Raw genomic sequence first — 26,199 nt, 5'->3', positions numbered from 1 at the left:
ATATATAACGCATTTGAGATTTATATAATATGGCACAACACGCACACAAACTAGAAATTTTTAGAGGACTGTTGAAGTTTAAGTCCAACACCCAGAAAATTTGGGGAGTACTTATATTTCTTTCTCTTATTACAGCGGTTGAAGTAGTATTGGGTATTGTAAAACCAAGATCATTAACACATTCCTACTTTATTGGGATGAAGTTGTTGAACTGGATATTCATAATCCTTACTTTGGTAAAGGCGTACTATATTGCTTGGGATTTTATGCACTTACGTGATGAAAAGAGTTCTTTGAGAAGGGCGATTGTATGGACTCCTATTTTTCTAGTAGCTTATCTATTGTTCATTCTTCTTTTTGAGGCAGATTATGTTTACAACGTATACAAAGATGGTTTCATACAGTGGAATTTCTAAAATAATATCTTAATAAATTAACAGCATACTAAGACGGTTTCACAACCGTCTTTTTTATTTTTGTGGTTTACTAAATTTGGTGTTCGGCACTCTTTTGTTATGCAGGTAAAAAAGTATTCGGTCTTAGTGGTATTGTTTATTTTGCCTATAGTGGCATATCTCTTTTTTGCTTCAGGGGTAACTAACTTTGGGAAGCTATCGGTTTTGACAGAAAGAGTGAATGACGTTGCGCACATGGATCCCAATGTTAGTCTTAAAGACAATATTACCGTGGTAGGCTTCTTGGGTAAAAATCCCGATAAAAAAAATGGTAACGCCTTCAATCTTAATCAAAAAATATACAAGCGTTTTTATCAGTTTAAAGACTTTCAGTTTGTCATGGTAATGCCAAAGGGAACCGAGGCACAAGCGGATGAGTTAAAGAAGGAGTTGGGGCATTTAGTAGATATGAAAAAATGGAACTTTGTTTTTGGTAATGACCAGCAAGTAACCGATTTTTTCAATTCGCTGAATACGGATATAGAGCTTGAAAGCGATTTAAGTACGCCCTATGCCTTTATTATTGACAAAGATTTGAGTCTTAGGGGCAGAACGGAAGATGGTAAGGAAGGTACGCTATACGGTTTTGATGCTTCATCGGTTTCCGAACTTAATAATAAGATGGAAGATGATGTAAAGATTATATTGGCGGAATATCGCATGGCCCTAAAAAAGAATAGCGCCGATAGGCAAAAGTAGTAACGGTTTAGATTTAAATGCTGTAATGAAAAAGTATACGTACGTTTGGGTGTCTTTGGTAATACTGGTTTTTGGAATCATCTTCGTGCCAAAAATTGTAAACCGTATTTCTAGTGGAACCATTGTAGAGAATGACCGTTTGAATGTAGAAAACGCAAAGAGTACTTTGTCCTACATCACCTTAAATGGAGAAAAGAAAAGAGTGCCTTCTTTTAATCTTATTAATCAAGATAGCTTGGCCATATCCAATATGGATTATAAGGGTAAAGTGTTTGTTGTGGAGTTTTTCTTTACAAGCTGCCCTTCTATTTGTCCTCTCATGACCCAAAATCTGGTTGAAATACAAAACCAATTCAAGGGTAATGACCAATTTGGAATAGCTTCATTTTCTATAACTCCGGATTTTGATACTCCTACGGTATTAAAAGCATATGCCGAAAAGAATGGAATTACAGATTTGGACTGGCATTTAATGACCGGCGATAAAGAACAGATTTACGATTTGGCCAATAATGGTTTCAATATATTTGCTTCTGAAATGCCGGATGCACCAGGTGGTTTTGAGCATTCCGGTCTGTTTGCCTTAGTGGACAAAGAAGGATATTTAAGGTCAAGAAAAGACGATTTTGGAAACCCTATCATTTACTACCGTGGTGCCATTACAGAGAAGCAAGGTGAAAATGACCACGGTGAAAAGGAGCAGATTTCAATTTTAAAAGAAGATATCAAACGTTTATTAGCAGAATAGATGGAGGAGACGCTAGCCAAGGAAAAAAAGTTCAATAAGTTAATTACGGTAGTTTCTATAATTGTACCGGTAGTGGTGGCCATATTGTTTGGGGTTAAAATACCAAATGTAGAAAGACTTGGTTTCTTGCCTCCAATTTATGCTTCAATAAACGGACTTACAGCCGTGTTGCTGATTGTGGCTGTTTGGGCCATAAAAAACGGTAAAAAGAAACTACACCAGAACATAATGACCAGTTGTATTGGATTATCTCTGTTGTTTTTGGTAATGTATATTGCGTATCATATGACTTCAGAATCTACATCCTACGGTGGTGAAGGAGGTATGCGCTATGTCTATTTCTTTATTCTGATTTCGCATATTGTTCTTTCAATCGCTATCATACCTATGGTCTTAAAAACCTATGCTTTTGCTTATTTGGAAAAGTTTGAAAGCCACAGAAAATGGGCAAAGGTTACGTTTCCAATATGGTTGTATGTTGCGGTTACGGGTGTTGTGGTGTACATTATGATTTCACCTTACTATATAAGTTAGAAGAAAATAGGAAGAAGATAATTGTTTAATACATGAGAATGAAAAAGAGCCTGTTTGCCTTACTTTTTTTAGCTAGTTTAATGATTCCTCAAGATATGGAAGCGCAATGTGCTATGTGTCGTGCCGCTTTGGAAAGTAGTGGTAACGTTGATGCAGCGGAAGGTATAAACAACGGCATTGTATACCTTATGGCTTTGCCCTATATTCTTGTAGGAGGACTCTTTTATTTCGTATACAAAAAGATGAAAAATAGGTCGCCAGAAGAAGTTTAACATTTCTTTTGGTAATTTAGTGTAACAAAAAGTGTCCTTCATAGTCTTGTAGTTGTACGATATCCCCCATCGTGCTCATCAATCAATCAAAATCAACTACATGTTCGACATCGAAAGGTGGCAGGAAATTTTCGATACGATTCGCAAAAATAAATTGCGAACCTTCCTTACCGGTTTATCCGTGGCTTCGGGTATATTTATTCTCGTTATTTTATTAGGTTTTGGCGAAGGCTTTCGCAATGGTATTGCCCATGAGTTTGAACAAGATGCGGCAACCAGTGTTTGGGTGTGGCCGGGTACTACCACAAAAAAGTATAAGGGGCTCAACCCTGGCAGAAATATTCAGTTAACCAATGCCAACTACGAGTTTTCGGCAAAGTTGCTCGAAGATGACATTCAATTTAAATCACCTAGAATTTTTGTTCGGAATGTATCGGTTACCTACGGTAATGAAGCATTGGTGTACCAGGTACAGGGAGTTTCGTCCCAATTTCAATTAATAGAGAATGCAAATATGTCCGGGGGTAGATTTTTAAATCATCAGGATGAAAGGGATAGGGCTAAAGTAGCGATAATAGGAAAGAAAATAGCGGATGATGTTTTTTCTAAAGTTGATAACCCGGTTGGGGAATTCATTAAGATTTCAGGACTACCTTTTAAGATTGTTGGCGTATTCAATGAAACCGAGGACAGGGAAGAGGAGCGCATTTACATACCCATGACCACCGCCCAAAGCACTTTTAACGGTGGCGATAGATTAAATAACCTAGCTTATACTTTACCGCCCGCGGATAATTTTGAAGAAGTAGTTTCCCGATCCATAAAGTTCAAAAACAGTCTTCAGTCGTATTTACAACAAGCTCATACCGTTGCACCGGATGACACCAATGCTATATTCGTATGGAGTGCTATGGAAGAAGCTAAAAGGTACTATAGTCTAACGGATAATATTGCTTTGTTTTTCTGGTTCGTTGGCATATGTACTATAATAGCTGGTGTGGTTGGGGTGAGTAATATTATGCTTATTGTGGTAAGGGAAAGAACAAAAGAAATTGGTATACGAAAGGCACTTGGTGCCAAGCCATGGTCTATAGTTGGTATGATTTTGCACGAATCTATTTTCATTACGGCCATTTCTGGCTTTGCAGGGCTCATTTTTAGTATGGGACTCTTGGAGTTTGTTGGCCCTCATATAGAGGTGGACTACGTTTTAAACCCCTCCGTAAATTTTACGGTAGCTATTTCAACAGTTTTTGTTTTGGTATTGGCAGGGGCAGTGGCAGGGTTCTTTCCTGCTTGGAGGGCGGCCAATATTCATACCATTGATGCATTACGAGATGAATAGAACAATATCTGAACCAATTTTATTTCACAATCATGTTCAATAAAGACCGTTGGAAAGAAATTTTGGAAGTACTTACCGGTAACTGGTTCCGAACCGTATTAACGGCCTTTGGGGTGTTCTGGGGTATTTTCATCTTAATCCTGTTGCTTTCGGCAGGAAAAGGGCTGGAGAACGGCATTATGCAAGACTTTGGAGACATTGCTACCAATACCATGTTCATGTGGTCTAGAAGTACTACTAAGCCCTATAAGGGTCTTCCAAAAAATAGAAGCTTTCTTTTTAAAGTTGAAGACGTTCAGGCGATAAGGGATAAGGTGCCCAACTTAAGATTTATATCTCCAAGAAACCAACTTGGCGGGTTTAATGGAGCCAACAATGTAGTCCGAGGGATTAAGACCGGAGCCTATAATGTGTACGGTGATTATCCTGAAATTAGCAAGCAAGACCCTATGACCATGACTTCCGGGCGGTTTTTGAACTATAATGATATAAAGGAAAAACGAAAGATTGCAATAATAGGAGAGGGAGTACGAGCAGGGCTTTACGATAAAGATGAAGAAGTACTGGGTTCGTTTATAAAGATTCAGGGAGTGAATTTTATGGTGGTCGGAACTTATAAAAAGAAGAGCAACGATGGCGATGGCGAGGAAGCGCAAAAGGAAATTTTCGTGCCCTTTACCACATTCTCCCAAGCCTTTAATAGGGGGAATGATGTGGGGTGGATGGCCATAACTGCAAACGATGGTACTTCTATCACTAGTCTAAAGGATAAGATTATGGGCGTGGTTAAAGAAAACCATAATGTACACCCGGAAGATCAGCGTGCCGTTGGGCATTTTGATTTATATGAACAATTTCAGCGCGTTCAGAGTTTATTTGGGGCGTTACGTTTTATTGCCTATTTCGTAGGGATTCTAGTATTGCTTTCCGGAATAATTGGGGTAAGTAACATTATGCTTATTGTGGTAAAGGAAAGAACCAAGGAAATAGGAATACGTAGGGCTTTGGGAGAAGACCCTTGGTCCATTAAACTACAGATTTTAATGGAATCTATCTTTTTGACCATTATATCCGGTATGGCAGGGATTACTTTAGGTGCATTGTTCATCTATGGGGTCAATGTGCTTCTAGATATGAACGGTCCGGTAGATATGTTCGCTAATCCTAGTGTAAGCTTAGGGGTAGTTGTAGTGGCTCTGTTCATTCTTATTTTTTCAGGTCTCTTAGCTGGTTTTATTCCGGCACAGAGTGCAATAAAAGTAAGACCTATAGATGCACTCAGAACCGAGTAAACTGAGAATCAATTTTATAAAAACAACAATCGAATAACGTAACATCAATCAATCATAAAAATGAAAAAGTCAGTAACCAGAATCATCCTTTTGCTTATAGTCGTGGCCTTTGGCGGATCAATGTATTACCTATACCAAAAAAACGCTGAAGACCCTGTAGTGTATGAAACGGAACAGGCATCTAAAAAAACTATTGTAAAGAAAACGGTAGCCACGGGAAGCATACTTCCTTTGGAGGAAGTACTCATTAAGCCTAATATTTCCGGGGTAATAGAAGAGGTGTTTGTTGAAGGTGGTGATTATGTAAAGTCGGGAGATTTGCTTTGTAGGATTAAGGTGGTGCCCAATCTAAATGCGCTTAACGATGCGCGAAATACAATTGATGAGGCCAAGATTAATTTAGATGACCAGCTTAGAAACCTGGAGCGTCAAAAGGGGTTGTTCGCTAAAGGGGTGATATCAAAAGTAGATTTGGAACGTGCGGAAGTTACTTATGACCAAGCTAAACAAGGGTATGCTGCGGCCAACAAGCGTTATGATATTGTAAAAACAGGTACTACAAAAGGGTATGGAAATGCCGCGAATACTCAAATTAGGGCAACCGTTAGCGGAATGGTACTTGAGGTGCCCGTGGAAGTGGGTAATCAGGTAATAGAGAGTAACAATTTTAACGAAGGAACTACCATTGCCGCCATTGCAGATGTAGATAAAATGATTTTTGAAGGAAAGGTAGACGAAAGTGAAGTAGGTAAAATTAAAGAGAATTTGCCTCTTGAAATTACTGTTGGGGCTTTAGAGGGAAAGGTGTTTGATGCAGTTCTAGATTATATAGCTCCTAAGGGAAAAGAAGAGAACGGTGCCATTCAGTTTGAAATTAAAGGAACTATGAAAAAGCAGGATTCCGTTTTTATCAGGGCGGGGCTAAGTGCCAATGCATCGGTAATACTAGGTAAGGCAGATAGTGTTTTGGCTATTAAGGAAGCTTTGGTGCAGTTTGATGATAAAACAAAGTCGCCTTATGTAGAAGTGTCAAGTGGGGATCAAAGCTTTGAACGCAAGGATATTGAGCTGGGAATCAGCGATGGTATTTTTGTTGAAGTAAAATCCGGACTTACAGAAACGGATAAAATCAAAGTCTGGAATGCCATTGAAAAGGAGGAAGAAAAAGGATAATTTTATTATTTAACACAAAATTTGGAGTCCATCTTGTAACAATTGGGCAACTTACAAGTCCTATTGCCATATTGTTCAAGAATTCCAAATACAATTAACAATACTACCATGATTGAAATTAAAGATCTGCATAAATCCTACAAAATGGGTAGCAATTCGTTGCATGTTTTAAAAGGGTTGAATTTTAGTATTGAAGAAGGAGAACTTGTGGCTATTATGGGCTCGTCCGGATCGGGCAAGTCAACTTTATTAAACATTTTGGGAATGTTAGATGAGGCGGATTCCGGATCATATACGCTAGACGGAGTTCCTATTAAGAATTTGAACGAGACCAAAGCGGCCAAATACAGAAACAAGTTCTTAGGTTTTATATTTCAGTCGTTTAACCTTATTAACTACAAAAGTGCTATGGAAAACGTGGCACTTCCATTATACTATCAAAAAGTACCTAGAAAGGAAAGGGAGGAAAAAGCCCTTAAATACTTAGCTCAAGTGGGGCTTAAAGAATGGGCAACCCATTTGCCAAATGAACTTTCCGGGGGGCAAAAACAACGTGTGGCAATAGCAAGAGCAATGGCCGCAGAACCAAAAGTACTTTTGGCCGATGAGCCTACCGGTGCATTGGATAGTAAGACATCGTACGAAGTAATGGACCTTATCCAGAACATAAATGATGAGGGCAATACCATTCTTGTGGTTACGCATGAAGAAGACATTGCCCATATGTGTAAGCGTATTGTGCATTTAAAGGACGGGGTAATCGTAGAAGATAAAAAAGTAGAACAGGTTAGGGCTGCTCAATATGTTAAGTAGAGACAACTGGAAAGAAATTTTCGAGACTATCCAAAAAAACAAACTTCGTACATTTTTGTCGGGGTTTACCGTGGCTTTGGGTATTCTTATTTTTGTTGTGCTTTTTGGATTTGGCAATGGCCTCATCAATACTTTTGATGATTTTTTTGGTGATGATGCCACCAATGTGTTCTATATATTTCCTGGTAGGACAACTATGCCATATAAAGGTTACAAATCCAATAGGGCCATTGAGTTCGATAATAGTGATTTGGCAGATATTGAGAAAAACTTCCCCTTGTTCCTTGATTATATTTCACCAAGATTAACACGCCAGGATACGGTTAGCTACAAAAACGAGTCCAATAGTTATAGAACACAAGCAGTAGGGCCTTCACACCAGTACAATGAAATGACCATTATGATGAAGGGGCGTTACTTAAACGACCTGGATATAAAAAACAAGACTAAATATGCTGTAATTGGTAGGTTAGTGGAGCAAGACCTTTTTGGGGCTAAAAATTCAATGGGTAAATATATAGATGTAGGCGGTAGCTCTTTTAAAGTTATTGGGGTTTTTCAAGATGATGGAGGAGATAATGAAGAGCGCGTGGTTTATATACCATATACCACCCGACAGTTGATTGAAAAGAACACGGATAAAATCAATCAGATTGTTGTGGGGTTTAAGCCGGAGATTGGCTATGCAGGGGCTATGGCCTTTGAAAAAAGTTTGGATAAGTTTATCCGCTCAAAAAAATACATCAATCCTAAAGATCAAAACGGAATATTCATCAGGAATGTGGCCGATCAATTAAAACAGAATCAGCAATTTGCCAGGGTGTTACAGATCATTGTAGGTTTCGTAGCCTTTGGAACTATTATAGCAGGTATTATCGGGATTAGTAACATTATGGTCTTTGTGGTCAAGGAACGAACAAAGGAATTGGGTATACGGAAGGCACTAGGCGCTACGCCCAAAGCGGTAATTGGAACTATTTTATTGGAATCCGTATTTATAACTACGGTTTCCGGTTTTGTTGGGATGCTCGTTGGTGTGGTCATTTTAAGTTCAATGGGTGAAAAGCTAAAGGACTTTTTTATTACCAACCCATATATAGATACAGGTATAGCGGTTTCGGCTACTATAGTACTGATTATTTTTGGTGCCATTGCAGGGTATGTTCCCGCAAGGCGTGCCGCACGTATAAAACCCATTGTAGCCCTAAGAGACGAATAATATGAGCTTTATATTCGATAGAAATACATGGCAAGAGATTTTCGGTTCGATCAGTAAGAACAAGATTAGGACCGTCATTACGGTTGTTGGGGTTTTATGGGGCATCTTTATTTACATAGCGCTTTCCGGTGCGGCCAAGGGCATGGACAATGGTTTTGAGAGCATGTTCCAGACAATTGCCAGGAACAGTATGTTCGTATGGGGGCAAAGCACAAGCATGCCCAATGAGGGGTACAAGACCGGAAGGCAGATGCAATTAAAAATCGAAGATGCGGTAATGATAGAAAATCGTATACCGGAAGTAGAATATATTGCCCCACGAAACGTACGTGGATTTTTTGGGTCGCCCCCTGCCAACATTGGCCGTAAGAACAAAACGGGTAGTTATTCTTTGTTTGGGGATTATCCGGCTTTTACCAAAATAGCTCCCAAGAAAATTTATGATGGCGGTCGTTTTATTAATGATGAGGATATTGAGCAGTCCCGTAAAGTGGCGGTAATTGGTGAGCGTACACAAAAAGAGCTGTTTGATAAGGATGAGAATCCCATTGGTGGATATTTTAAAATTGACAATGTATATTTTCAAGTAATAGGAGTCCATAAATTTGAGCCTAGTGGTGGTTTTGGTGGTGATGGCGATATTTTTATTCCTTTTACCACCTTCAAAAAATTGTACAATACAGGCGAAAATGTAGGATGGTTTTCCATTGCGGCCTATGATGATGCAGATGTTATAAAAGTAGAGGAGAATATAAAGGACTTGTTAAAGAACCTGCATAACGTACATCCGGATGATGACCGTGCTTTTGGGTCGTTCAATTTGGGAGAACAGTTCAATAAAATCGTTGGTTTTGCCAACGGAATTACGTTTCTGTCCCTTATTGTTGGTATTGCTACAATTTTGGCAGGGGTTATAGGTATTGGTAACATTTTGCTTATTTCGGTAAAGGAAAGAACCAAGGAACTTGGCGTACGAAGGGCTCTTGGCGCCACACCTGCAGAAGTGCGTAACCAGATTATTTTGGAATCTGTTTTTCTAACCGTCATAGCAGGTATCATGGGTATTATTTTGGGTGCCATGACTTTGGCGGGTATTGCTAGTTTAACAAAAGATATTGATTTCCCTTATACAAACCCAACAGTGCCTATACCCTATGTGTTAGGGGCGTTGGCCATTATGGTGGTATTAGGAACCTTAATTGGGCTTATACCTGCCCAACGTGCCGTTAGTATTAAGCCTATTGACGCGCTACGTGAAGAATAACAAGCTATTTTGTAACAAATCGGAAGACAACAGAACCAATAGACAATAAACACATCTGAAAAAATGAACAAAATCGTAAAATATATCTTAATTGGTATTTTGATATTAGGTGCCCTATGGGCCGCAGCTTTTTTCGTGAAATCAAACAGTAAAGATGCTGTTACGTATGAGACGTCAAACCCTTTCATTTCTAATATAGAAAAGAAAACCGTGGCCACAGGAAAAGTAATTCCAGAGGATGAGGTAGAAATAAAACCTCAGATTTCGGGTATCATCCAAAAAATATACTTGGAGGAAGGTCAGAAGGTTAAATCGGGAGATTTAATAGCAACAATTAAGGTAGTGCCAAACGAACAGGCCCTAAACCAATCTAGAGGTAGGGTAAGGAATGCCGAACTGGCACTTAATAATATAAAAATTGAATACAACAGGAACAAGACCTTGTTCGATAAAGGTGTGATTTCTAGCCAGGATTTTAATACCCTACAACTACAGAACGATCAAGCGGTACAGGAGCTTGAAAATGCAAAAGCCGACTATCAGATTATTCGTCAAGGGTCGGCCGGAGGTTCCAGCAGTGCCAATACGAACATACGCGCTACGGTAGACGGGACTATTTTGGAAATACCGGTAGAAGAAGGTGATCAGGTTATTGAGAGTAACAATTTTAATGATGGTACAACCATTGCTTCCATTGCCGATTTAAGCAAGATGATTTTTGAAGGAAAGGTTGATGAAGGCGAGGTTGCCAAATTGGAAGTAGGTACACCTTTAAAAATTAGTTTGGGCGCAATAGAAGGAACCGAGCTGGATGCAAAATTACGTTTTATTGCGCCAAAGGGAATAGAGGAAACAGGTGCGGTACAGTTTAAGATTGAAGGTGATGTTGAGGTAAAAGATGATATTTTTATACGAGCTGGATATAGTGCCAATGCATCATTGGTTCTTGAGAAAAAAGACGACGTACTGGTTATTCCCGAAGCGCTGTTGCAGTTTGATAAAAAGACCGATAAACCATACGTAGAGATTGAAACTGGCGATCAGCAGTTTGAAAGAAGGGATATTGAGATAGGAATTTCGGATGGGGTTAACGTTGAAATCGTATCAGGATTAACGGAATCGGACAAAGTGAAGATTTGGAACAAGACCGAGCCTATTAAAAAAGGAGAAGACGAAGAGGAAGAGGAAGCTAAAGAAGAGTAAAAATCATCAATCATAATCAAATAATCAAAATATGAATTTTAAACTAACAGCATTACTGCTCTTATTTTCTATTGGGGCCGTTAGCGCCCAGCAGAAAAAATGGACGCTGCAGGAGTGTGTAGACTATGCGGTTGAACATAACCTTTCCGTAGAACAGTATGAGTTGGATCTGCAAAATGCACAAATAGATAAATCGGACGCGGTGGGAGCAATGTTACCTGCGGTGAATTCTAGTGCAAGCGTAACGGGTAGTACAGGTCTTTCGTTTGACCCAACCACCAATCAGCCGGTAACCACAACAATTTTGTCTGCCAATGGAGGGCTGACATCGTCTTTGACACTTTTTGACGGTTTGCGAAATCTACACCGTTTAAATCGGGCCAAACTGAACGCATTATCCAATCAATACCGTTTGGATGATCTTAAGGACGATATTCGCTTGAGTGTAGCCAATGCCTACTTGCAGATACTCTCAAATAAGGAAACATTAAAGGTTTTTGAAGCCCAGTTTGCTGTGTCCGAACAGGATTTAAAAAGGTCTAAGGAATTGGTGGATGCCGGTGTTATTCCCAAGGGAGATTTATTGGAAATAGAGGCAACTGCCGCAAACCTTGAACAACAAATCGTAAATACGCAGAACCAAGTGTTGATTTCCCGTATCAATCTGGCGCAATTGCTTCAGATAACGGATTATGAAAATTTTGATGTCTTGGATGCCGATTTTGAGGTTCCTCCATCCGAGGTGCAGTCAAAATCACCAAAAGAAATTTTTGCAGAGGCCTTAACTTTTAGAAACGACATTAAATTTTCGCAATCCAATATAGATTTGGCCAAGAAAGATTTGGATATCGCAAAGGGCGCTATTTACCCGACCTTGGGGGCTTTCTTTAATTACAATACCAGATATTCAGATCAAGGCGGATTTGATAGTGCTACGGGAAGGCTGGTTCCTGCAGAGAGTTTTGTAAACCAATTATGGATTAATGACGGTATTTCTTATGGAGCTAGGTTGGATATTCCAATCTTTAATGGTTTCGCCGTAAAGAACAATATAAAGCGCTCTAAAATTAATGTTGAGAAGGCCAAATTGCAGTTGGAACAGGATAAATTGGATTTGGAGACTAGCATCAATCAAGCATATGTAGATGTCAAGAGTTTTTCAAAGGCTTATGATGCGGCCCAAAAAACCTTGGATGCAAGACGTCTTGCCTACGATTATTCAAGAGAACGTTATGATGTTGGGCTTATGAATGCTTTTGACTTTAGTCAGGCACAATCAAGGGTAGATAATGCAGAAGCTGAATTGATCCGTACCAAGTACGACTATATTTTTAGACTTAAAGTATTGGAGTTCTATTTTGGACTGCCTTTGGAGTTGAAGTAAGATTCTAATTGCCAAAAACTGAAGACCTGCTTAGTGTAATACTGGGCGGGTTTTTTTTTGTATGCAAATTAAACCTTCTCGTGTATCTTTGCAGCTGTATGGGCATAATATTAAACTTAGAAACGGCTACTACCAATTGTTCGGTAAGTATAGCCAAAGAGGGGCGTGTTTTAGTGATTAAAGAGCACGATACGCCTAATTATTCACATGCTGAACAGTTGCATGTTTTTATTCAAGAGGTGCTTAAGGAGGTAAATATGGATGCTTCCGAATTAGATGCCATTGCAGTCAGTAAAGGTCCGGGTTCATACACGGGTCTTCGTATTGGGGTTTCTGCGGCTAAAGGATTATGTTTTGCTTTGGATATACCTTTAATTTCAATTGCCACTCTAGAGAGTATGGCAGAGCAAGTATCTTCCAAGGAAATAGATTTTGTAATTCCCGTATTGGATGCGCGGCGTATGGAGGTGTACTCATCCGTTTTTGACAAGGATAAAAACGAGGTAAGACCCACCGAAGCCGAAATTATTGATGAAGATTCATTCGCTGAATTTATGAAAAAAGGTAAGGTTCTATTGGTGGGTAATGGCGCCGAAAAGTGTAAATCCGTGCTCTCAAACACTAATTTAAGTTTTGATACTTCCGTAGTACCTTCGGCAAATGAAATGGCCCGCTTGTCCTATAAAAAGTTCAAAGCAGGCCACTTTGAAGATGTAGCCTACTTTGAGCCTTATTATTTAAAAGATTTTATCCTTCAACAGAAAAAGAAATAATTCTGTTGCTTTGATTTAAGCTTTTAAGGATTCACCCTTTACATGAACATCACGTTGTGGGAACGGAATTTCAATTTCTGCTTCATCAAACCTTCTTTTTACTTCTTCAATAATAAAGAAGTGAGCTGCCCAAAAGACGGAATTCTCTGCCCAGAACCTTAATGTTAGATTTACGGAGCTATCGCCCAAACTATCTACATACACTTCTGGCATGGGGTCTTTAAGTACGTTCTCGTTTTTTTGACAAATGTCTAGCATGATATCTTTAGCGGTTTTGATATTGGAGCTATAGCCAATACCCACCTTTATATTATCGCGTCTTGTTGGCATCGCACTATAATTTACCACGTTGTTATTGGATAATTGTCCGTTTGGTATGATAGCCAATTGGTTGCCAAAGGTGTTTACCTTGGTGTAGAAAATAGTAATTTCCTTTACGGAGCCATCAACCCCCTGAGCTGAAATCCAATCGCCTATTTTAAAAGGTTTGAACAGTAGGATAAGTACGCCACCGGCAAAATTGGAAAGCGAACCCTGTAGGGCCAAACCAATAGCAAGACCGGCAGCACCAATAATAGCGATAAGTGATGACGATTTAACTCCCAATTGGGTTATGACCAAAACAAAAAGTAAGACTTTGAGTGCTATACTTATAAAACTCTGTAGAAAACTTTCTAAGGCTAGGTCATAGTCTTTCTTTTCGAAGAACTTACGGACCATTTTATTCAAAAATCGAATCACCCATAATCCGGCTACCAGAATAATGAGGGCCATAACAACATCGGGCAAGACCTCCCATATCCAATCTATAGCTTTATCAATATGTTCTTGGTAATCTGCAAATTTTTCCATGTACTATTTTTTTTAAGGGAGCAACATACTAAAATCAAAGGCTTCAATCAAACTCAGTTAATTAAACTATTGTTAATCCGGAGTGCAAAAATTAAATGCGTTAATAGTTTGTTTATATGTGCCCAAATTGACTGTGTATCTAGCCTGTGTTTCTGTTGATATACAACTAATCTTAGGGATTCAAGCAATAAAAAAAAGCGTTGTAATAGGATTACAACGCTTTTTTTAGTTTTGGTTTCCGTACTAATTTACCTCAAAGGTAATTTTTACGTTTACTCGATAATTATCCATTTTACCATCTTTAACTGTAGCGCTTTGCTCGTTAATGTAAACGGATTTAATATTCTTTACTGATTTAGATGCTTGGGCAACCGCTTGTTTGGCTGCATCTTCCCAACTTTTATCGGAATTTGCCAATACTTCTATAACTTTTAAAACTGCCATAATACTCTGTTTTTTATGATTCGTTTCAAATTACGAAATTATTGAACAGGATTCTTGATTCTAAACCTATAAAAATTAGTCCATTAGCCATTAATGGCCACTACCTCGTTTACTTTGTCTCCCATCATATTTTTCAACATGGTTTCAATTCCATTTTTTAAAGTGAAGGTAGAGGAAGGACAACCGCTACAGGCCCCTTGCAGTATAACATTTACCGTTTTGCTATCTTCTTCATAGGATTGAAAAAGAATATTTCCGCCATCGCTGGCAACAGCAGGTTTTACGTACTCTTCTAGGATGTCTACTATTTGTTGAGAAGTGTCATCCAATTCTGCTACAGGTTGATTAGGTGATGAACTATCCTGAGCAGCTTCTTTTGTCTTAGCTATTGCACTTTCGGAAACGGCATCGTTACCATCAGCAAGGTACTCACGTATGTGTTCGCGCAATTGCATGGTAACATCTTCCCACTCCGCTACATCATATTTGCTAACGGAAACATAGTTAAGGTCAAAGAAAACTTCCTTTACAAATGGAAAATTAAATAGCTGTTTGGCCAATTCCGAATTTTTAGCCTCGTCTATATTTTTGAATTCAAATGCTGCCGGTACAATAGGTTTGTTAGCAACAAATTTCATTACAGATGGGTTAGGAGTAACCTCTGCATAAACCGTAATCGCTACTTTTTTAGTGGTTTCCTCAACTTCGTTTACAACCGGCTCGCCAGCGTTAAGGTACTCTACCAATTGCTGGGCCACTTCATCCTTTACATCTTCCCAGTCTACAATATCATACCGCTCTAGGCCAATAAAGTTTCCTGAGATATATACGGTCTTGATAAATGGAAGATAAAAAAGCTGTTGTGCCAAAGGTGAATTTTTGGCTTCGTCTATATTCTTGAACTCGTAGTTCTTGTTTTTAGTTAAAAAATGATTCGTCTCAAATTTTAGAATCGCTGGGTTGTTGGTTTTAACAACCGTAATTGTGTACTCCTTCATGGTGTCAAAATTTTTGTAAAAATACAACCTATTTTTGAACAGTCCGTATGGAATTGCCTATATAATAATGTTACGTTTCGTCCGTTATATCTTATATTTAACCGATCAATCAATCATCCTCTATATCAAACAGATGAAATATCGTTTACTGCTCTTGCTTGCATCCCTATCCTTTGCATTTCAATCTAACGCTCAAGAGGGTATTCCCGTTTATTTTGATTATTTATCCGATAATTATTATTTGGTTTACCCGTCAATGGCCGGTATAACCGAGGGAGGAAAAATAAGGGCTACGGCAAGAATGCAGTGGTTTGATGTTGATGACGCTCCCAATTTACAGACCATAAATGCCAATTTTAGAATTGGGGAAAGTAATAGTGGGGTGGGAGCCATTGTTTTTAATGACGCCAACGGTTATCACGCTCAGACCGGCGTAAAATTGACCTATGCGCATCATTTGAAGCTTGGTGGAGATGGCCGTACTTTAAACCAGTTGTCTTTTGGATTGAGCCCAACGTATTTACAAAGCAGCTTGGATGAAACCGAATTTCGTTCGGCACAACCTGATAATGCTTTGATAGGTAGTAAAATAAGCGAAGGTTACTTTAATGTTGATTTGGGCTTCTCCTATAATTTTATGGAGTTTTACGCCCATTTTGCGGTAAACAATCTGTTAAGTAGTAAGCGTAATTTATATCGTTTTGGCCGACAGGATCCTGCAAATGTACCTGTAATTGATAATTTACGAAGGTATTTATTTTCTGTAGGATACATTTTTGGTAAGCAAGAATGGCAGCTAGAGCCTTCTATTTTGTTTCAGATGAGTGAATTTACAGAGGAGAAATCTATAGATTTAAATGCCAAAGTATATAAGGATGTAGATTTTGGACGTCTCTGGGGTGGACTTTCATACCGTAGAAGTTTTGAAGGCGCCCAGTTTGCAACCGCAGATAGCTTTGGTGAACAGCGATTACAATTGTTTACGCCTATTGTGGGTGCTAATGTTGGAAATTTTATGGTGTCCTATAATTATTCCTATCAATCAGGAAGTGTTGTTTTTGATAATGGGGGATTTCACCAAATAACCTTAGGTTACGATTTTGGTCAAAAAGAACGTAAGTACGATTGTTATTGTCCTGCAGCACAGTAAAGTCATAAATTATAACTAGATATAATACAAAAGCATCCCGGTATATCGGGATGCTTTTTTGCCTTAAGATGTAGGAGGTTTATTCTTCCCACTTATAATTTTTCTTAGCTGCTTGCTTTTTAATCGCCTCTAACATTGCGTTTTCTAGCTCTCCCTTTTCGCCTTCTTTCTGTTGTTCAGCAATGAATTTTTCACGTTTAGCATTTAATTCTTGAATCTCATTTTGGATTTTACTTCGTTCGTTCTTCTTTTCTTGAACATAAGCTTCCATTTCGGTTTTTGACTTCCCTTTTAGTTCCTTTGGTAGTTCGGTTTCTTCAAGCATGGCAATATCAAAAGACTCATCTTCTAGGGCATCAACTAAATCCCAGTTCTTGTTGTTGTAAAGTCTGGAGCTTTTACTTACGGCTCTTTTTACCGCTACGGCTTCTTCCAGTTCATAAGCGTTGGAGTCTTGAGTACGTTGTTTTTCCATTTTGACACTTCCCATAGCACCGTACGAAATATAGGTCTGGTTTAGTTTGGAATTCAATTGTATAATAACATCGTCATAAGGTGTATCAATATGAACCACCTTTCTGTTGTGGTCAATAGCTATATATTCACCTCCGGTTAAAGTGGCGCCATTTTTCCAATCGGAATTTATGCCTTGTTCATAATTACCACAGAAAATAGTGTTTACCACAATGTCTTTTTCTTTGGCATTGGTGACTGCGTCTTTATAGTTTAATTTTCCTTGGGTAAATGGTTCGTTACCTGCAATGAAAATCATTTTTAGATTATCCGGGTTATCTCCCCAATTCAATTGTTTTAAAGAAGTATGGATAACCTCGCCACAATATTCTTCGCCTCCATTAGTAGTTAATGAAAAAAGTTTCTCCGAAATTTCATCCAAGTCTCCACTAAAATTCAATACTTGCTGAATATACCCTTCACGAGAAGATAGGTTGTCATTTCCATACTGGTATAGGGCAATTTGTAATACGGGACGGTCCTCGTTTCCGCATTTAGCATAAGTGAACTTGTTTACAATGTCCCAAAGTTGAGACTTAGCTTGGTTAATGAGCCCATCCATACTATTGCTAGTATCCAATAATAGGGCAATTTTAACGGTATTACTTTTAGGCTTTTCATTTGTATCAGGTAAGAAACCTTGGGCCAATACAGGTTTTGTTGTTTCTTTTTTTGTTTTTATTTCGCAGCCATACGTGCTTGTTAAAGCAAGTGACATAAAAGCCAATCCTAGAATCTGTCTAACGTTTTTCATAATTTAATTTTTAAACTCTATTAAGAGGGAGTTAATATATTTTTATGTGTTGTTGATGAGGTAAAAGTAGAAGCAACTTAATTCTTGTAAAACCTGTTTTGAGTGAATTAGCCTTTTGAAAGAGGGAACGTTCCTTTTGGGTGTGTGAAGCCTTTAAAACAATTCATTTTTTGCCCATTTAGTGAGAGATGACGTTTTTTAATGACGCATAATTCAACTAAGTTTACGTTGTATAAATAGTCAAATGCAAACAATTCGCTACATATTGTTTTTTCTGTTTCTGGGGTGCTCCACAATGAGCTCGTGGGCGCAAAAGGAGGTGCGTAGCAGTAAAATGGCACGACCGCAAAGTAGTCTGCATAAAGTGTATTTGGATTCTGCCAACTCCTACAAGCAAAGTGATATTAAAAGGAGTATAGATTATATCACCAATTCCATTGCCGTTCTTGGGAAACAGGCAGATAAAAAGTCGCTTTCGGAATCACTGGTCGCTTTGGGCGAAGTATATCAATATCACAAACAATATGACTTGGCCATTACCAATTATAAGGATGCTCTGGAAGCCCACAAATCTACCCGGACCACCTTGCTCCTGGGTGAAGCCTATATTTTGAACAAACAATTTTCTGAAGCGGAAAAAGAACTGCAGCCTTTACTGAGAATAGAGGGACTTAAACCGAATCAAAAGGTGAGCTTGAACGAAAATTTGGGCGATGCTTACCGTGGATTAGGTTTGACAGATAAAGCCGTAGCCTTTTATGAGGAAGGGTTAATTGTGGCTAGGAAGAACCAGATATCTCCCAAAGTAGCCGATTTAAATTCAAAAATTGCCGATACGTACGCTCAAGATGATAAGCTGGTTGAGGCAGGTGCGTATTACAATAGTTCCTTGCAATTAACAGAAGGTCTGGACCCCAAACGAGCGGTACAGGAAAAAGAAAAAGTAGCCGATTTCTACAATCAAAAAAGTCAATATGGTGCAGAAATAGAACTTCGTAAAAAAAGCCTTAATGAACTAAAGACCCTACCTAAGGGAAGAACTACTAAAAAAGAGGCCCGAGGAGATTTTGATTCTATTACCTCGCAACGTATCAATTACAAAATTGCCAATGCGTACATTGCTCAGGACAAGTATGATGAGGCTATTCCGTATCTTAAAGAGAGTATAGAAGAGGCGGGTTCAGAGAATGACCTAGTGGTGCAAAAAGATGCCACACGCAAGCTTTCTGAGGTATTTGAATATAAAGGGGATTATCCAAAGGCTTTTGAGAGCTATCGTAATTATGTATCCTTGGTAGATAGTCTATACATGCAAAAGGAACAAGAAATTTCTAGGGCGGCGCGTTTTAATCGTGAAATTGCCTCTAAGCAAAATCGTATTTCTGGTTTGGAGCAAGAGAGGGAGTTGTCTCAAAGCAAATATGACTTAGCGGTAACGGGCCAGCAGCTTATTCAAGAGAGTAATAAGCGCCAAAAGTGGATTATCTATTCCCTGATATTCGGGATGATTTTGTTGGGTCTGGCGGCGTTTTTCTTTTACCGTAGCAATCAACAACAAAAACTAGCGAACAATCTCTTGGCATTGAAATCCCTGCGTTCGCAGATGAATCCGCATTTTATTTTTAACGCCCTTAATTCGGTCAATAATTACATCGCAAAGAGTGATGAGCGTAGTGCCAATAGGTTTTTAAGTGAATTTTCAACCTTAATGCGTTCGGTTTTGGAAAATTCCGAAGAAGATTTTATTCCCCTGACCAAGGAATTGGAACTGTTGGAGCTCTACGTAAAGTTGGAGCATTCCCGTTTTCCGGATAAGTTCAGTTATGAGTTAAATGTAGATAAGGGGCTAGATGTTTCGGCTTTTGAAATTCCGCCTATGTTGCTTCAGCCTTATATAGAAAATGCTATTTGGCACGGGCTTAGATATAAAGATGAAAAGGGGCTTTTAAAAATTGATGTAAAACCGAAAGGGACAACATCCCTAGAAATAACCATTACTGATAATGGGATAGGCAGAAAAAAATCATCGCAATTAAAGACCCAGAACCAGAAGAAACAAAAATCCAAAGGAATGGGAAACATCAAAAAACGTATTGCCATTCTGAACGATATGTATAAAAACAAGGTAGATGTTGCTATTTCTGACCTTACCAAAGAGGGCTCGGGAACCAAGGTGGTATTTGTTTTACGAAAAGATTGATAAGCTGCTTTTTCAATTAAAATTCCAATATGAAATTAAACGCCATACTTGTAGAAGACGAAGCCAACAGCCGTGAAATATTACGGAACTATTTGGGGAAATACTGTGTTGATGTCAATTTGGTTGGGGAGGCTGCATCCATTCAAGAAGGATTGGAACTAATTCAAAAACATGAATTGGACCTTGTGTTTTTAGATGTTGAAATGCCTTTTGGCAATGCCTTTGATTTACTGGACCAGTTGCCTAGCCGTACGTTTGAGACCGTATTTGTAACGGCCTACAATCAATATGCCATGGATGCCTTGAACAGCCATGCGGCCTATTATCTTATGAAGCCCATAAACATTGATGAATTGATAAAGGCGGTGGAATACGTTCAAGAAATTAAACAAAAAGAAATTGAGCTGGCGGATACGGTATTACGACCTAAATTGAAATCCGTAGAAGGGAAGATAACCCTCCCGCAGCAAGACGGTTTTCAAGTGCTGAATGTTGCTGATATTCTCTATTGCAAAGCCGATGATAATTATACCGAAATCTATCTAGAGAATAAAAAGATTTTGGTCAGCAAGACCCTAAAGTATTTTGAGGATGCCTTGTCCGGTTTTTCATTTGCCCGTATTCATAAATCGTATTTAGTTAATGTTAACGAGGTAGTGAAATATAGAAAGGGAAAGGGAGGTAGTGTGGTAGTTTCAAACGGAAAAGAGTTATTGGTTTCGGCCTCTAAGAAAAAAGAGTTTTTGGCGTATTTTTAGAACATATAGAATTAGGGTAAAGCAAATTAAAATGATAAAAACGATAAAAGGGAAAACCCCGCAATTTGGAACGGACTGTTTTATTGCCGAGAATGCAACCATTGTTGGTGATGTAACTATGGGAGACCAATGTAGTATTTGGTATAATGCCGTCCTTAGGGGAGATGTGCATTTTATAAAAATGGGTAATAAGGTTAATGTACAGGATGGAGCTATAGTGCACTGTACTTATCAAAAATCGCCAACAACAATTGGCAATAACGTTTCAATTGGTCATAACGCCATTGTTCATGGGTGTACTTTAAAAGATAATGTGCTTGTAGGTATGGGAAGTATCATTATGGATGATTGTATTGTGGAGAGCAACAGTATTATTGCGGCAGGAGCTGTGGTTACAAAAGGCACGCATATTCCCTCGGGAAGTGTATTTGCAGGTACACCCGCAAAAAAGATAAAGGATATTAGTCCGGAACTGAGTTCAGGGGAAATAGACCGTATAGCCAATAATTATGTTATGTACAGTAGTTGGTTTAAGGAGTAAGAACAGTGCCCTGTACTTGGGACTTATACTTAATTTGCTATTTTTGCACGCACTAAAAAATTAAAAAGAATGAACGCATATATATTTCCCGGACAAGGAGCGCAGTTTGTAGGTATGGGCTTGGACCTTTATGAAAAATATCCACTGGCCCAAGAACTGTTTGAGCAGGCAAATGAAATTCTTGGTTTTTCTATTACTGATATTATGTTTCAAGGTACCCCGGAGGACCTAAAACAGACCAAAGTTACCCAGCCGGCCATTTTTTTACATTCGGTAATTCTTAGTAAGGTAATGGGTGACAGTTTTAAGCCGGATATGGTTGCAGGTCATTCTTTGGGAGAGTTTTCTGCTTTGGTAGCCAACGGAACGCTAGGTTTTAAAGATGGATTAAAATTGGTTTCACAACGTGCTTTGGCCATGCAAAAAGCGTGTGAACTTAAACCGAGCACTATGGCGGCTGTTTTAGGGTTGGAAGATGCTATAGTAGAAAAAATATGTGCAGAAACACCGGGTGTTGTAGTTGCCGCTAATTACAACTGCCCAGGTCAATTGGTGATTTCCGGAGAGGTAGAAGCCATAGAAACAGCCTGTGTAAGTATGAAAGAAGCAGGGGCAAGAAGGGCTTTGGTACTTCCTGTAGGAGGGGCATTTCATTCACCTTTAATGGAGCCTGCACGAGAAGAATTGGCATCGGCAATAGAAAACACCACTTTTGCAACGCCAAAATGTTCTGTTTATCAAAATGTTACTACCGTAGCGGTAAGTGACTCCACTGAAATTCAAAAGAACCTTATTTCACAATTGACGGCTCCCGTAAAATGGACACAAAGTGTGCAGAATATGGTAAGCGATGGAGCCACCCTGTTTATAGAGGTTGGCCCAGGTAAAGTGTTGCAAGGGTTGGTTAGAAAAATAGCTCCAGGAGCAGAAAGTCAGTCGGCAGATATCCCAAGTTGATGTTTCATCCGTATATGATGTAGTTCATCCATTAAACCTTGATTTAACCCCAAATTTACGGTTGTGGATGATTTTTTTAGTAATATTGATGCCCATTTAGCCAGGACCTACTTTATTTGCTGTGAATTGAATTTTTGTTCAAAGGACAGTTATGAAATTGAAAAAGAAAAAAGCTCGCTTTGCCCGTAGTTTGAGAGCACATGGCAAAATCGTTCTATTGTTGCTTTTATTTTTTGGTGTTGGCTTTGGAGCTAATGCTCAAGTGATATCAATTACTCGTACAGCTGTACAGCCTTCTGAAAATGGTTCAGTAGGTTCCTATACAGTGACTAGAACAGGTAATAATCTGCTTCCTAATGTTATAACTATAAATGTTGGAGGTAACGCCACTAGTGGTGCAGATTTTCAGGCACTTACTACATCTTTTACTTTAAATAATATTTTTAAGGAAAGAACCTTTGAAGTCAACATAAACGATGATAATTTAATTGAGTTGGACGAGACCATTGTTGTTTCTATTGCAAGTGCAACTAATGGGGCTGCAATTAGTGCTACGGAGAACAGTGTCAATTTTACTATTGCGGACAATGATACAGGTACTTTTACCTTGAGTAGAACGCCCGCTACATTGGCTGAAGATGGTGCGGCTACCGCAACCTATACGCTTTCTCTTGATAAGGTAAATGCCACAGGAGCGGCCGTTACCGTTCCCTATAATTTTAATGCGGCGGGAGCAAATCAAGGTACAGCAACATACGGTACGGATTATACGGCTCCTGGTCCTGCAAGTGGTCAATTGGTTTTTCCTAATGGCGGGAATGCCCCGCAGACAATAGTTGTAGACCCTACCCCTGATACAGACCCTGAAGCCAACGAAACTATAATCTTAACACTCGGGAATCCAAGTAACAATACCCAATTTTCGTACACTCAAATGCCTGTAGCGCAACGCACGGTAACAATTATTGATAATGATTGTGCGGCAGGAGATACCCCGCCAACCATAAATGGAAGGGCAAATGCGGTTTGTAACCCTCCTACTGCTACTGTTAATTTAAATACGTATGTAACCGGAGGTGCAAATAGTGCTCCAGCGGGTAGTTCGTTACGATGGAGTAATGATGCAAATCCAACTACAGTAGGTGCTCTATTACCTAGCCCTAATATAACTGCCACGGGAACTTATCATGCCGTTTATTGGGCAGATGATAATTCTTGTTTTACGGCCAGTAGCCCTGTCACCATAACTTTTAACACACCACCGTCCGTAGGCACGGTAACTACTCCGTCAAACGCATGTAATAATGCCAATGATGATTTTGGGCCAACTCGTATTCCATTAAATTCATTAATTACAGGTAACGATGCAGGTACATGGACCTATACTTCAGGACCAGCAACGGTTAATCCTACGGGAGCCAATAATCAAGTTAACTTTAGAGGGCAGCCTGCAGGCGCTTATGTTTATACGTTTACAACAACAGGTGCTGAGGCACCTTGTACTAATGATTCTATATCGGTAACTATAAATGTTGATGATTGTGACCCTTGTACCGCTGGAAACGCAGCTCCGGTTCTAGATACGAGTATACAGAGAACTTTTTGTGATGACATAACCACTGGTCTAAACGATTATGCGCCTAATAGTGGGCCTAACGGTACCGTATTGCGTTGGGCAACCGATGATGCGGACCCCACGGGTAGCTTTGTTCCTAATAACAGGCTAAATGATCCTTTGCCAGGTACATATTATGGATTTTATTACGATGCGGTAAACGATTGCGCCAGCCCTTTGTTAACATTAACGCTGGCTCAGAGTGAAACACCGGAAATTACAAGTTCAGCGGGCGACAGTAGATGTGGTCCGGGAAGGGTGGTGCTTAGGGCTACGGCAACCCAAAACGCTACAATTAATTGGTTTACACGTGCTACGGGTGGTTCACCAGTGGGTACAGGAGCTAGTTTTGCCGTTAACAATTTAGCAAGTACAACTACCTATTATGTGGAAGCAGAAGCCAATGGGTGTAAATCATCGCCAAGGGTACAGGTTGAGGCGGTTATTTTTCCTCCTGTTACCGCAGGAGCTCCAGAGGACGCATCTTCTTGTAATGATTCCAACTTTGGAACAACCACATTGGATTTAGATACTACTTTCTCGGAAGCAGCAAGTGCGGGTACATGGGCATGGGCCTCTGGTCCGGCTACTCCTGCTATAAATGAAGAAAATGTAGTAGATTTTCAAGGTTTGCCCAATGGTACATATGTTTTTGAATATACAACCACGGGAGCGCAGGCGCCTTGCGAAAATGAAACAGCGGAGCTTACAATTTCAGTGAGCAGTTGTGATACGGATGACGATGGAGACGGGTTGTTGGGTGGATTAGAATCTACTTTGGGAACCGATCCAAACAATCCGGATTCGGATGATGATGGAATAAACGACGGGGACGAAGTGGGTGATGATTTTGATAACCCTTTAGATGAAGATGGTGATGGTATTATAGATGCGTTGGATTCTAATGTTTTGGATTCGGATTTAGATGGTGTTGTTGATCAGTTAGATCCAGCCAACAATAATGCCTGTATTCCGGATAACTCCAACGGACTTTGTGATACGGACGGAGATGGAATTACCGATGGTCAAGAGGAGGCAGACGGTACCAATCCTCTAGATGCTTGTGATCCCGATATCAATAATGGAAATTGCGATCCTACACCAATAGATCTTCAGGTTGTAAAAACGGTTGATAAGGCCGAAGCCATAGCGGGAGATGAGGTTATTTTTTCCATAGCGGTAAATAATTTGTCTGATAGGGTAGCGAGAAATGTTACTATTGGTGAAATGCTAGAAACCGGCTTTGAGTATAAATCACATACGGCTACAGAAGGAAGTTACATAGTAGCTACTGGTGAATGGACAATTGCCGAGATTCCGGCTAATGGAACGGTAACTTTAAGTATAACTGTTGATGTTCTAGATGGCGGACCATATACTAATGTTGCCGAATTGTTGCAGTCTTTTCCCGTTGATGAAAATCCGGATAATGACAGCTCAGAGGTGACTTTAAATATTGATTTGCCCGAGGGCATTGATTTGGTATTGGAAAAGTTTGCAAGAATAGTTGACCCGGAGGATGCTTTCAGTATAAAAAATAATCTAAGTGAAGTAAACCCTTTAATTGGCGAGGAGGTTGTTTTTACTATAAAGGTTACCAATGAGTCCGAAATTGATGCAGTTTCCGGTATTCAAGTTTTAGATGTCATTGCCGAGGAAAGCGAAAGTGGCTTTGATTATATAGACCATGTAGCTGATAAAGGAGAATATAGTCTTCAAACCGGTTTGTGGACTATTCCTGAACTTATACATAGGGAGGTGGCTACTCTGGAAATAAGGGTTTTGGTTCCTTTAGAAGGAGAATTTACTAATCAAGCAGAAATAATAAGGTCTTCACCTGTAGATAGTGAAGGCAAGTACGAGAATAATATTGATTCGGTACGTGTTAGGGTCTCAAGAAAATCCGATTTAGATCTTGGATTGATTTTTAATCAATTTTCGCCAAATAATGACGGTGTAAATGATGAATTAAAAATCAATAAGTATCAGAGAAATGAGGATGGTACTTTCAATTCAACCCCGGTAGATCTTGTTTACGATATTAAAATTTTCAATAGATATGGAAAAGTGGTTTTCGAGGGCGATCAGATGACCGAGGAAATTATTTGGGACGGAATGTGGGAAGGTAAAGAGGCCCCAGACGGTACTTACTTCTACGTTTTGAATTTAACCTTACAAGAAGAAGTAGAAGGTTTTGATACCAATACCACTAAAAAAGGCTGGATACAGCTCATAAGATAATT

The 26,199-nt window shown here is 39.2% G+C and carries 24 protein-coding genes; 20 read left to right on the top strand and 4 right to left on the bottom strand.

What is annotated here, in order from left to right; genetic code table 11:
• Positions 1-29: 29 nt before the first annotated feature.
• From H9565_RS07015 to tsaB, 14 genes are all read left to right on the top strand, one after another.
• The gene (locus H9565_RS07015) at positions 30-416 is read left to right on the top strand and encodes a cytochrome C oxidase subunit IV family protein (RefSeq protein ID WP_215438501.1); all 387 of its coding nucleotides are present in this window, start codon (positions 30-32) and stop codon (positions 414-416) included.
• A 99-nt stretch (positions 417-515) separates the two neighbouring features.
• Positions 516-1,154 carry a hypothetical protein gene (locus H9565_RS07010; RefSeq protein ID WP_215438500.1) on the top strand — a complete coding sequence of 213 codons (639 nt, stop codon included), beginning with the start codon at positions 516-518 and terminating at the stop codon, positions 1,152-1,154.
• A 25-nt stretch (positions 1,155-1,179) separates the two neighbouring features.
• The gene (locus tag H9565_RS07005) at positions 1,180-1,902 is read left to right on the top strand and encodes an SCO family protein (RefSeq protein WP_215438499.1); all 723 of its coding nucleotides are present in this window, start codon (positions 1,180-1,182) and stop codon (positions 1,900-1,902) included.
• Complete coding sequence (locus tag H9565_RS07000; RefSeq protein ID WP_215438498.1) at positions 1,903-2,436, top strand: DUF420 domain-containing protein; 534 nt, start codon at positions 1,903-1,905, stop codon at positions 2,434-2,436.
• Positions 2,437-2,474: 38 nt separating this feature from the next.
• Complete coding sequence (locus tag H9565_RS06995; RefSeq protein WP_215438497.1) at positions 2,475-2,708, top strand: hypothetical protein; 234 nt, start codon at positions 2,475-2,477, stop codon at positions 2,706-2,708.
• Positions 2,709-2,808: 100 nt separating this feature from the next.
• Complete coding sequence (locus H9565_RS06990) at positions 2,809-4,053, top strand: ABC transporter permease (protein ID WP_215438496.1); 1,245 nt, start codon at positions 2,809-2,811, stop codon at positions 4,051-4,053.
• Positions 4,054-4,085: 32 nt separating this feature from the next.
• Entirely contained in the window at positions 4,086-5,345 is a 1,260-nt protein-coding gene (locus tag H9565_RS06985; RefSeq protein ID WP_215438495.1) for an ABC transporter permease, read from the top strand.
• Positions 5,346-5,405: 60 nt separating this feature from the next.
• Positions 5,406-6,518: an efflux RND transporter periplasmic adaptor subunit gene (locus H9565_RS06980; protein ID WP_215438494.1), complete on the top strand. Its 1,113-nt coding sequence runs from the start codon at positions 5,406-5,408 to the stop codon at positions 6,516-6,518.
• Between the two features lie 108 nt (positions 6,519-6,626).
• A complete protein-coding gene (locus H9565_RS06975) occupies positions 6,627-7,331 on the top strand; it encodes an ABC transporter ATP-binding protein (RefSeq protein ID WP_215438493.1) in 705 nt (234 codons plus the stop codon).
• Positions 7,321-8,550: an ABC transporter permease gene (locus H9565_RS06970; protein WP_215438492.1), complete on the top strand. Its 1,230-nt coding sequence runs from the start codon at positions 7,321-7,323 to the stop codon at positions 8,548-8,550. The genes H9565_RS06975 and H9565_RS06970 overlap by 11 nt, the downstream gene beginning before the upstream one ends.
• A gap of 1 nt (position 8,551) precedes the next feature.
• Positions 8,552-9,814, top strand: a complete 1,263-nt coding sequence (locus H9565_RS06965; protein ID WP_215438491.1) for an ABC transporter permease — start codon at positions 8,552-8,554, stop codon at positions 9,812-9,814.
• A 63-nt stretch (positions 9,815-9,877) separates the two neighbouring features.
• Positions 9,878-11,017, top strand: a complete 1,140-nt coding sequence (locus tag H9565_RS06960) for an efflux RND transporter periplasmic adaptor subunit (protein ID WP_215438490.1) — start codon at positions 9,878-9,880, stop codon at positions 11,015-11,017.
• Positions 11,018-11,048: 31 nt separating this feature from the next.
• On the top strand, positions 11,049-12,401 hold the full coding sequence (locus H9565_RS06955; RefSeq protein ID WP_215438489.1) for a TolC family protein: 1,353 nt from the start codon (positions 11,049-11,051) through the stop codon (positions 12,399-12,401).
• Between the two features lie 98 nt (positions 12,402-12,499).
• Complete coding sequence (gene tsaB / locus H9565_RS06950) at positions 12,500-13,174, top strand: tRNA (adenosine(37)-N6)-threonylcarbamoyltransferase complex dimerization subunit type 1 TsaB (RefSeq protein WP_215438488.1); 675 nt, start codon at positions 12,500-12,502, stop codon at positions 13,172-13,174.
• 15 nt (positions 13,175-13,189) lie between these two features.
• Here tsaB and H9565_RS06945 read toward each other — a convergent pair whose 3' ends face one another.
• The 3 genes from H9565_RS06945 to H9565_RS06935 all read right to left on the bottom strand — a co-directional run bounded on the left by H9565_RS06945 (position 13,190) and on the right by H9565_RS06935 (position 15,468).
• Entirely contained in the window at positions 13,190-14,026 is an 837-nt protein-coding gene (locus H9565_RS06945) for a mechanosensitive ion channel family protein (RefSeq protein ID WP_215438487.1), read from the bottom strand.
• A gap of 243 nt (positions 14,027-14,269) precedes the next feature.
• Complete coding sequence (locus H9565_RS06940; protein WP_215438486.1) at positions 14,270-14,470, bottom strand: dodecin family protein; 201 nt, start codon at positions 14,468-14,470, stop codon at positions 14,270-14,272.
• Positions 14,471-14,553: 83 nt separating this feature from the next.
• Entirely contained in the window at positions 14,554-15,468 is a 915-nt protein-coding gene (locus tag H9565_RS06935; RefSeq protein WP_215438485.1) for a NifU family protein, read from the bottom strand.
• Between the two features lie 133 nt (positions 15,469-15,601).
• Between H9565_RS06935 and H9565_RS06930 the strand changes: the two genes are divergently transcribed.
• Complete coding sequence (locus tag H9565_RS06930) at positions 15,602-16,618, top strand: PorP/SprF family type IX secretion system membrane protein (RefSeq protein WP_215438484.1); 1,017 nt, start codon at positions 15,602-15,604, stop codon at positions 16,616-16,618.
• Positions 16,619-16,697: 79 nt separating this feature from the next.
• On the opposite strand, the gene H9565_RS06925 is transcribed toward H9565_RS06930, so the two are convergent.
• On the bottom strand, positions 16,698-17,885 hold the full coding sequence (locus H9565_RS06925) for a vWA domain-containing protein (protein ID WP_215438483.1): 1,188 nt from the start codon (positions 17,883-17,885) through the stop codon (positions 16,698-16,700).
• A gap of 244 nt (positions 17,886-18,129) precedes the next feature.
• On the opposite strand from H9565_RS06925, the gene H9565_RS06920 reads away from it, so the two are divergent.
• The 5 genes from H9565_RS06920 (at position 18,130) to H9565_RS06900 (ending at position 26,197) form a co-directional block, all read left to right on the top strand.
• A complete protein-coding gene (locus tag H9565_RS06920; RefSeq protein ID WP_215438482.1) occupies positions 18,130-20,085 on the top strand; it encodes a tetratricopeptide repeat-containing sensor histidine kinase in 1,956 nt (651 codons plus the stop codon).
• A 29-nt stretch (positions 20,086-20,114) separates the two neighbouring features.
• Positions 20,115-20,843: a LytR/AlgR family response regulator transcription factor gene (locus H9565_RS06915; RefSeq protein WP_215438481.1), complete on the top strand. Its 729-nt coding sequence runs from the start codon at positions 20,115-20,117 to the stop codon at positions 20,841-20,843.
• Positions 20,844-20,874: 31 nt separating this feature from the next.
• On the top strand, positions 20,875-21,384 hold the full coding sequence (locus tag H9565_RS06910) for a gamma carbonic anhydrase family protein (RefSeq protein WP_155600286.1): 510 nt from the start codon (positions 20,875-20,877) through the stop codon (positions 21,382-21,384).
• 69 nt (positions 21,385-21,453) lie between these two features.
• The gene (gene fabD / locus H9565_RS06905; RefSeq protein WP_215438480.1) at positions 21,454-22,341 is read left to right on the top strand and encodes an ACP S-malonyltransferase; all 888 of its coding nucleotides are present in this window, start codon (positions 21,454-21,456) and stop codon (positions 22,339-22,341) included.
• Positions 22,342-22,492: 151 nt separating this feature from the next.
• Complete coding sequence (locus H9565_RS06900) at positions 22,493-26,197, top strand: Ig-like domain-containing protein (RefSeq protein ID WP_215438479.1); 3,705 nt, start codon at positions 22,493-22,495, stop codon at positions 26,195-26,197.
• Positions 26,198-26,199: the final 2 nt, after the last annotated feature.

It is taken from the genome of Zobellia russellii, assembly GCF_018728565.1.
Taxonomy (GTDB): domain Bacteria; phylum Bacteroidota; class Bacteroidia; order Flavobacteriales; family Flavobacteriaceae; genus Zobellia; species Zobellia russellii.
Note: the sequence above shows the minus strand (reverse complement) of the source record. Positions and strands in the feature narration are given on the sequence as shown.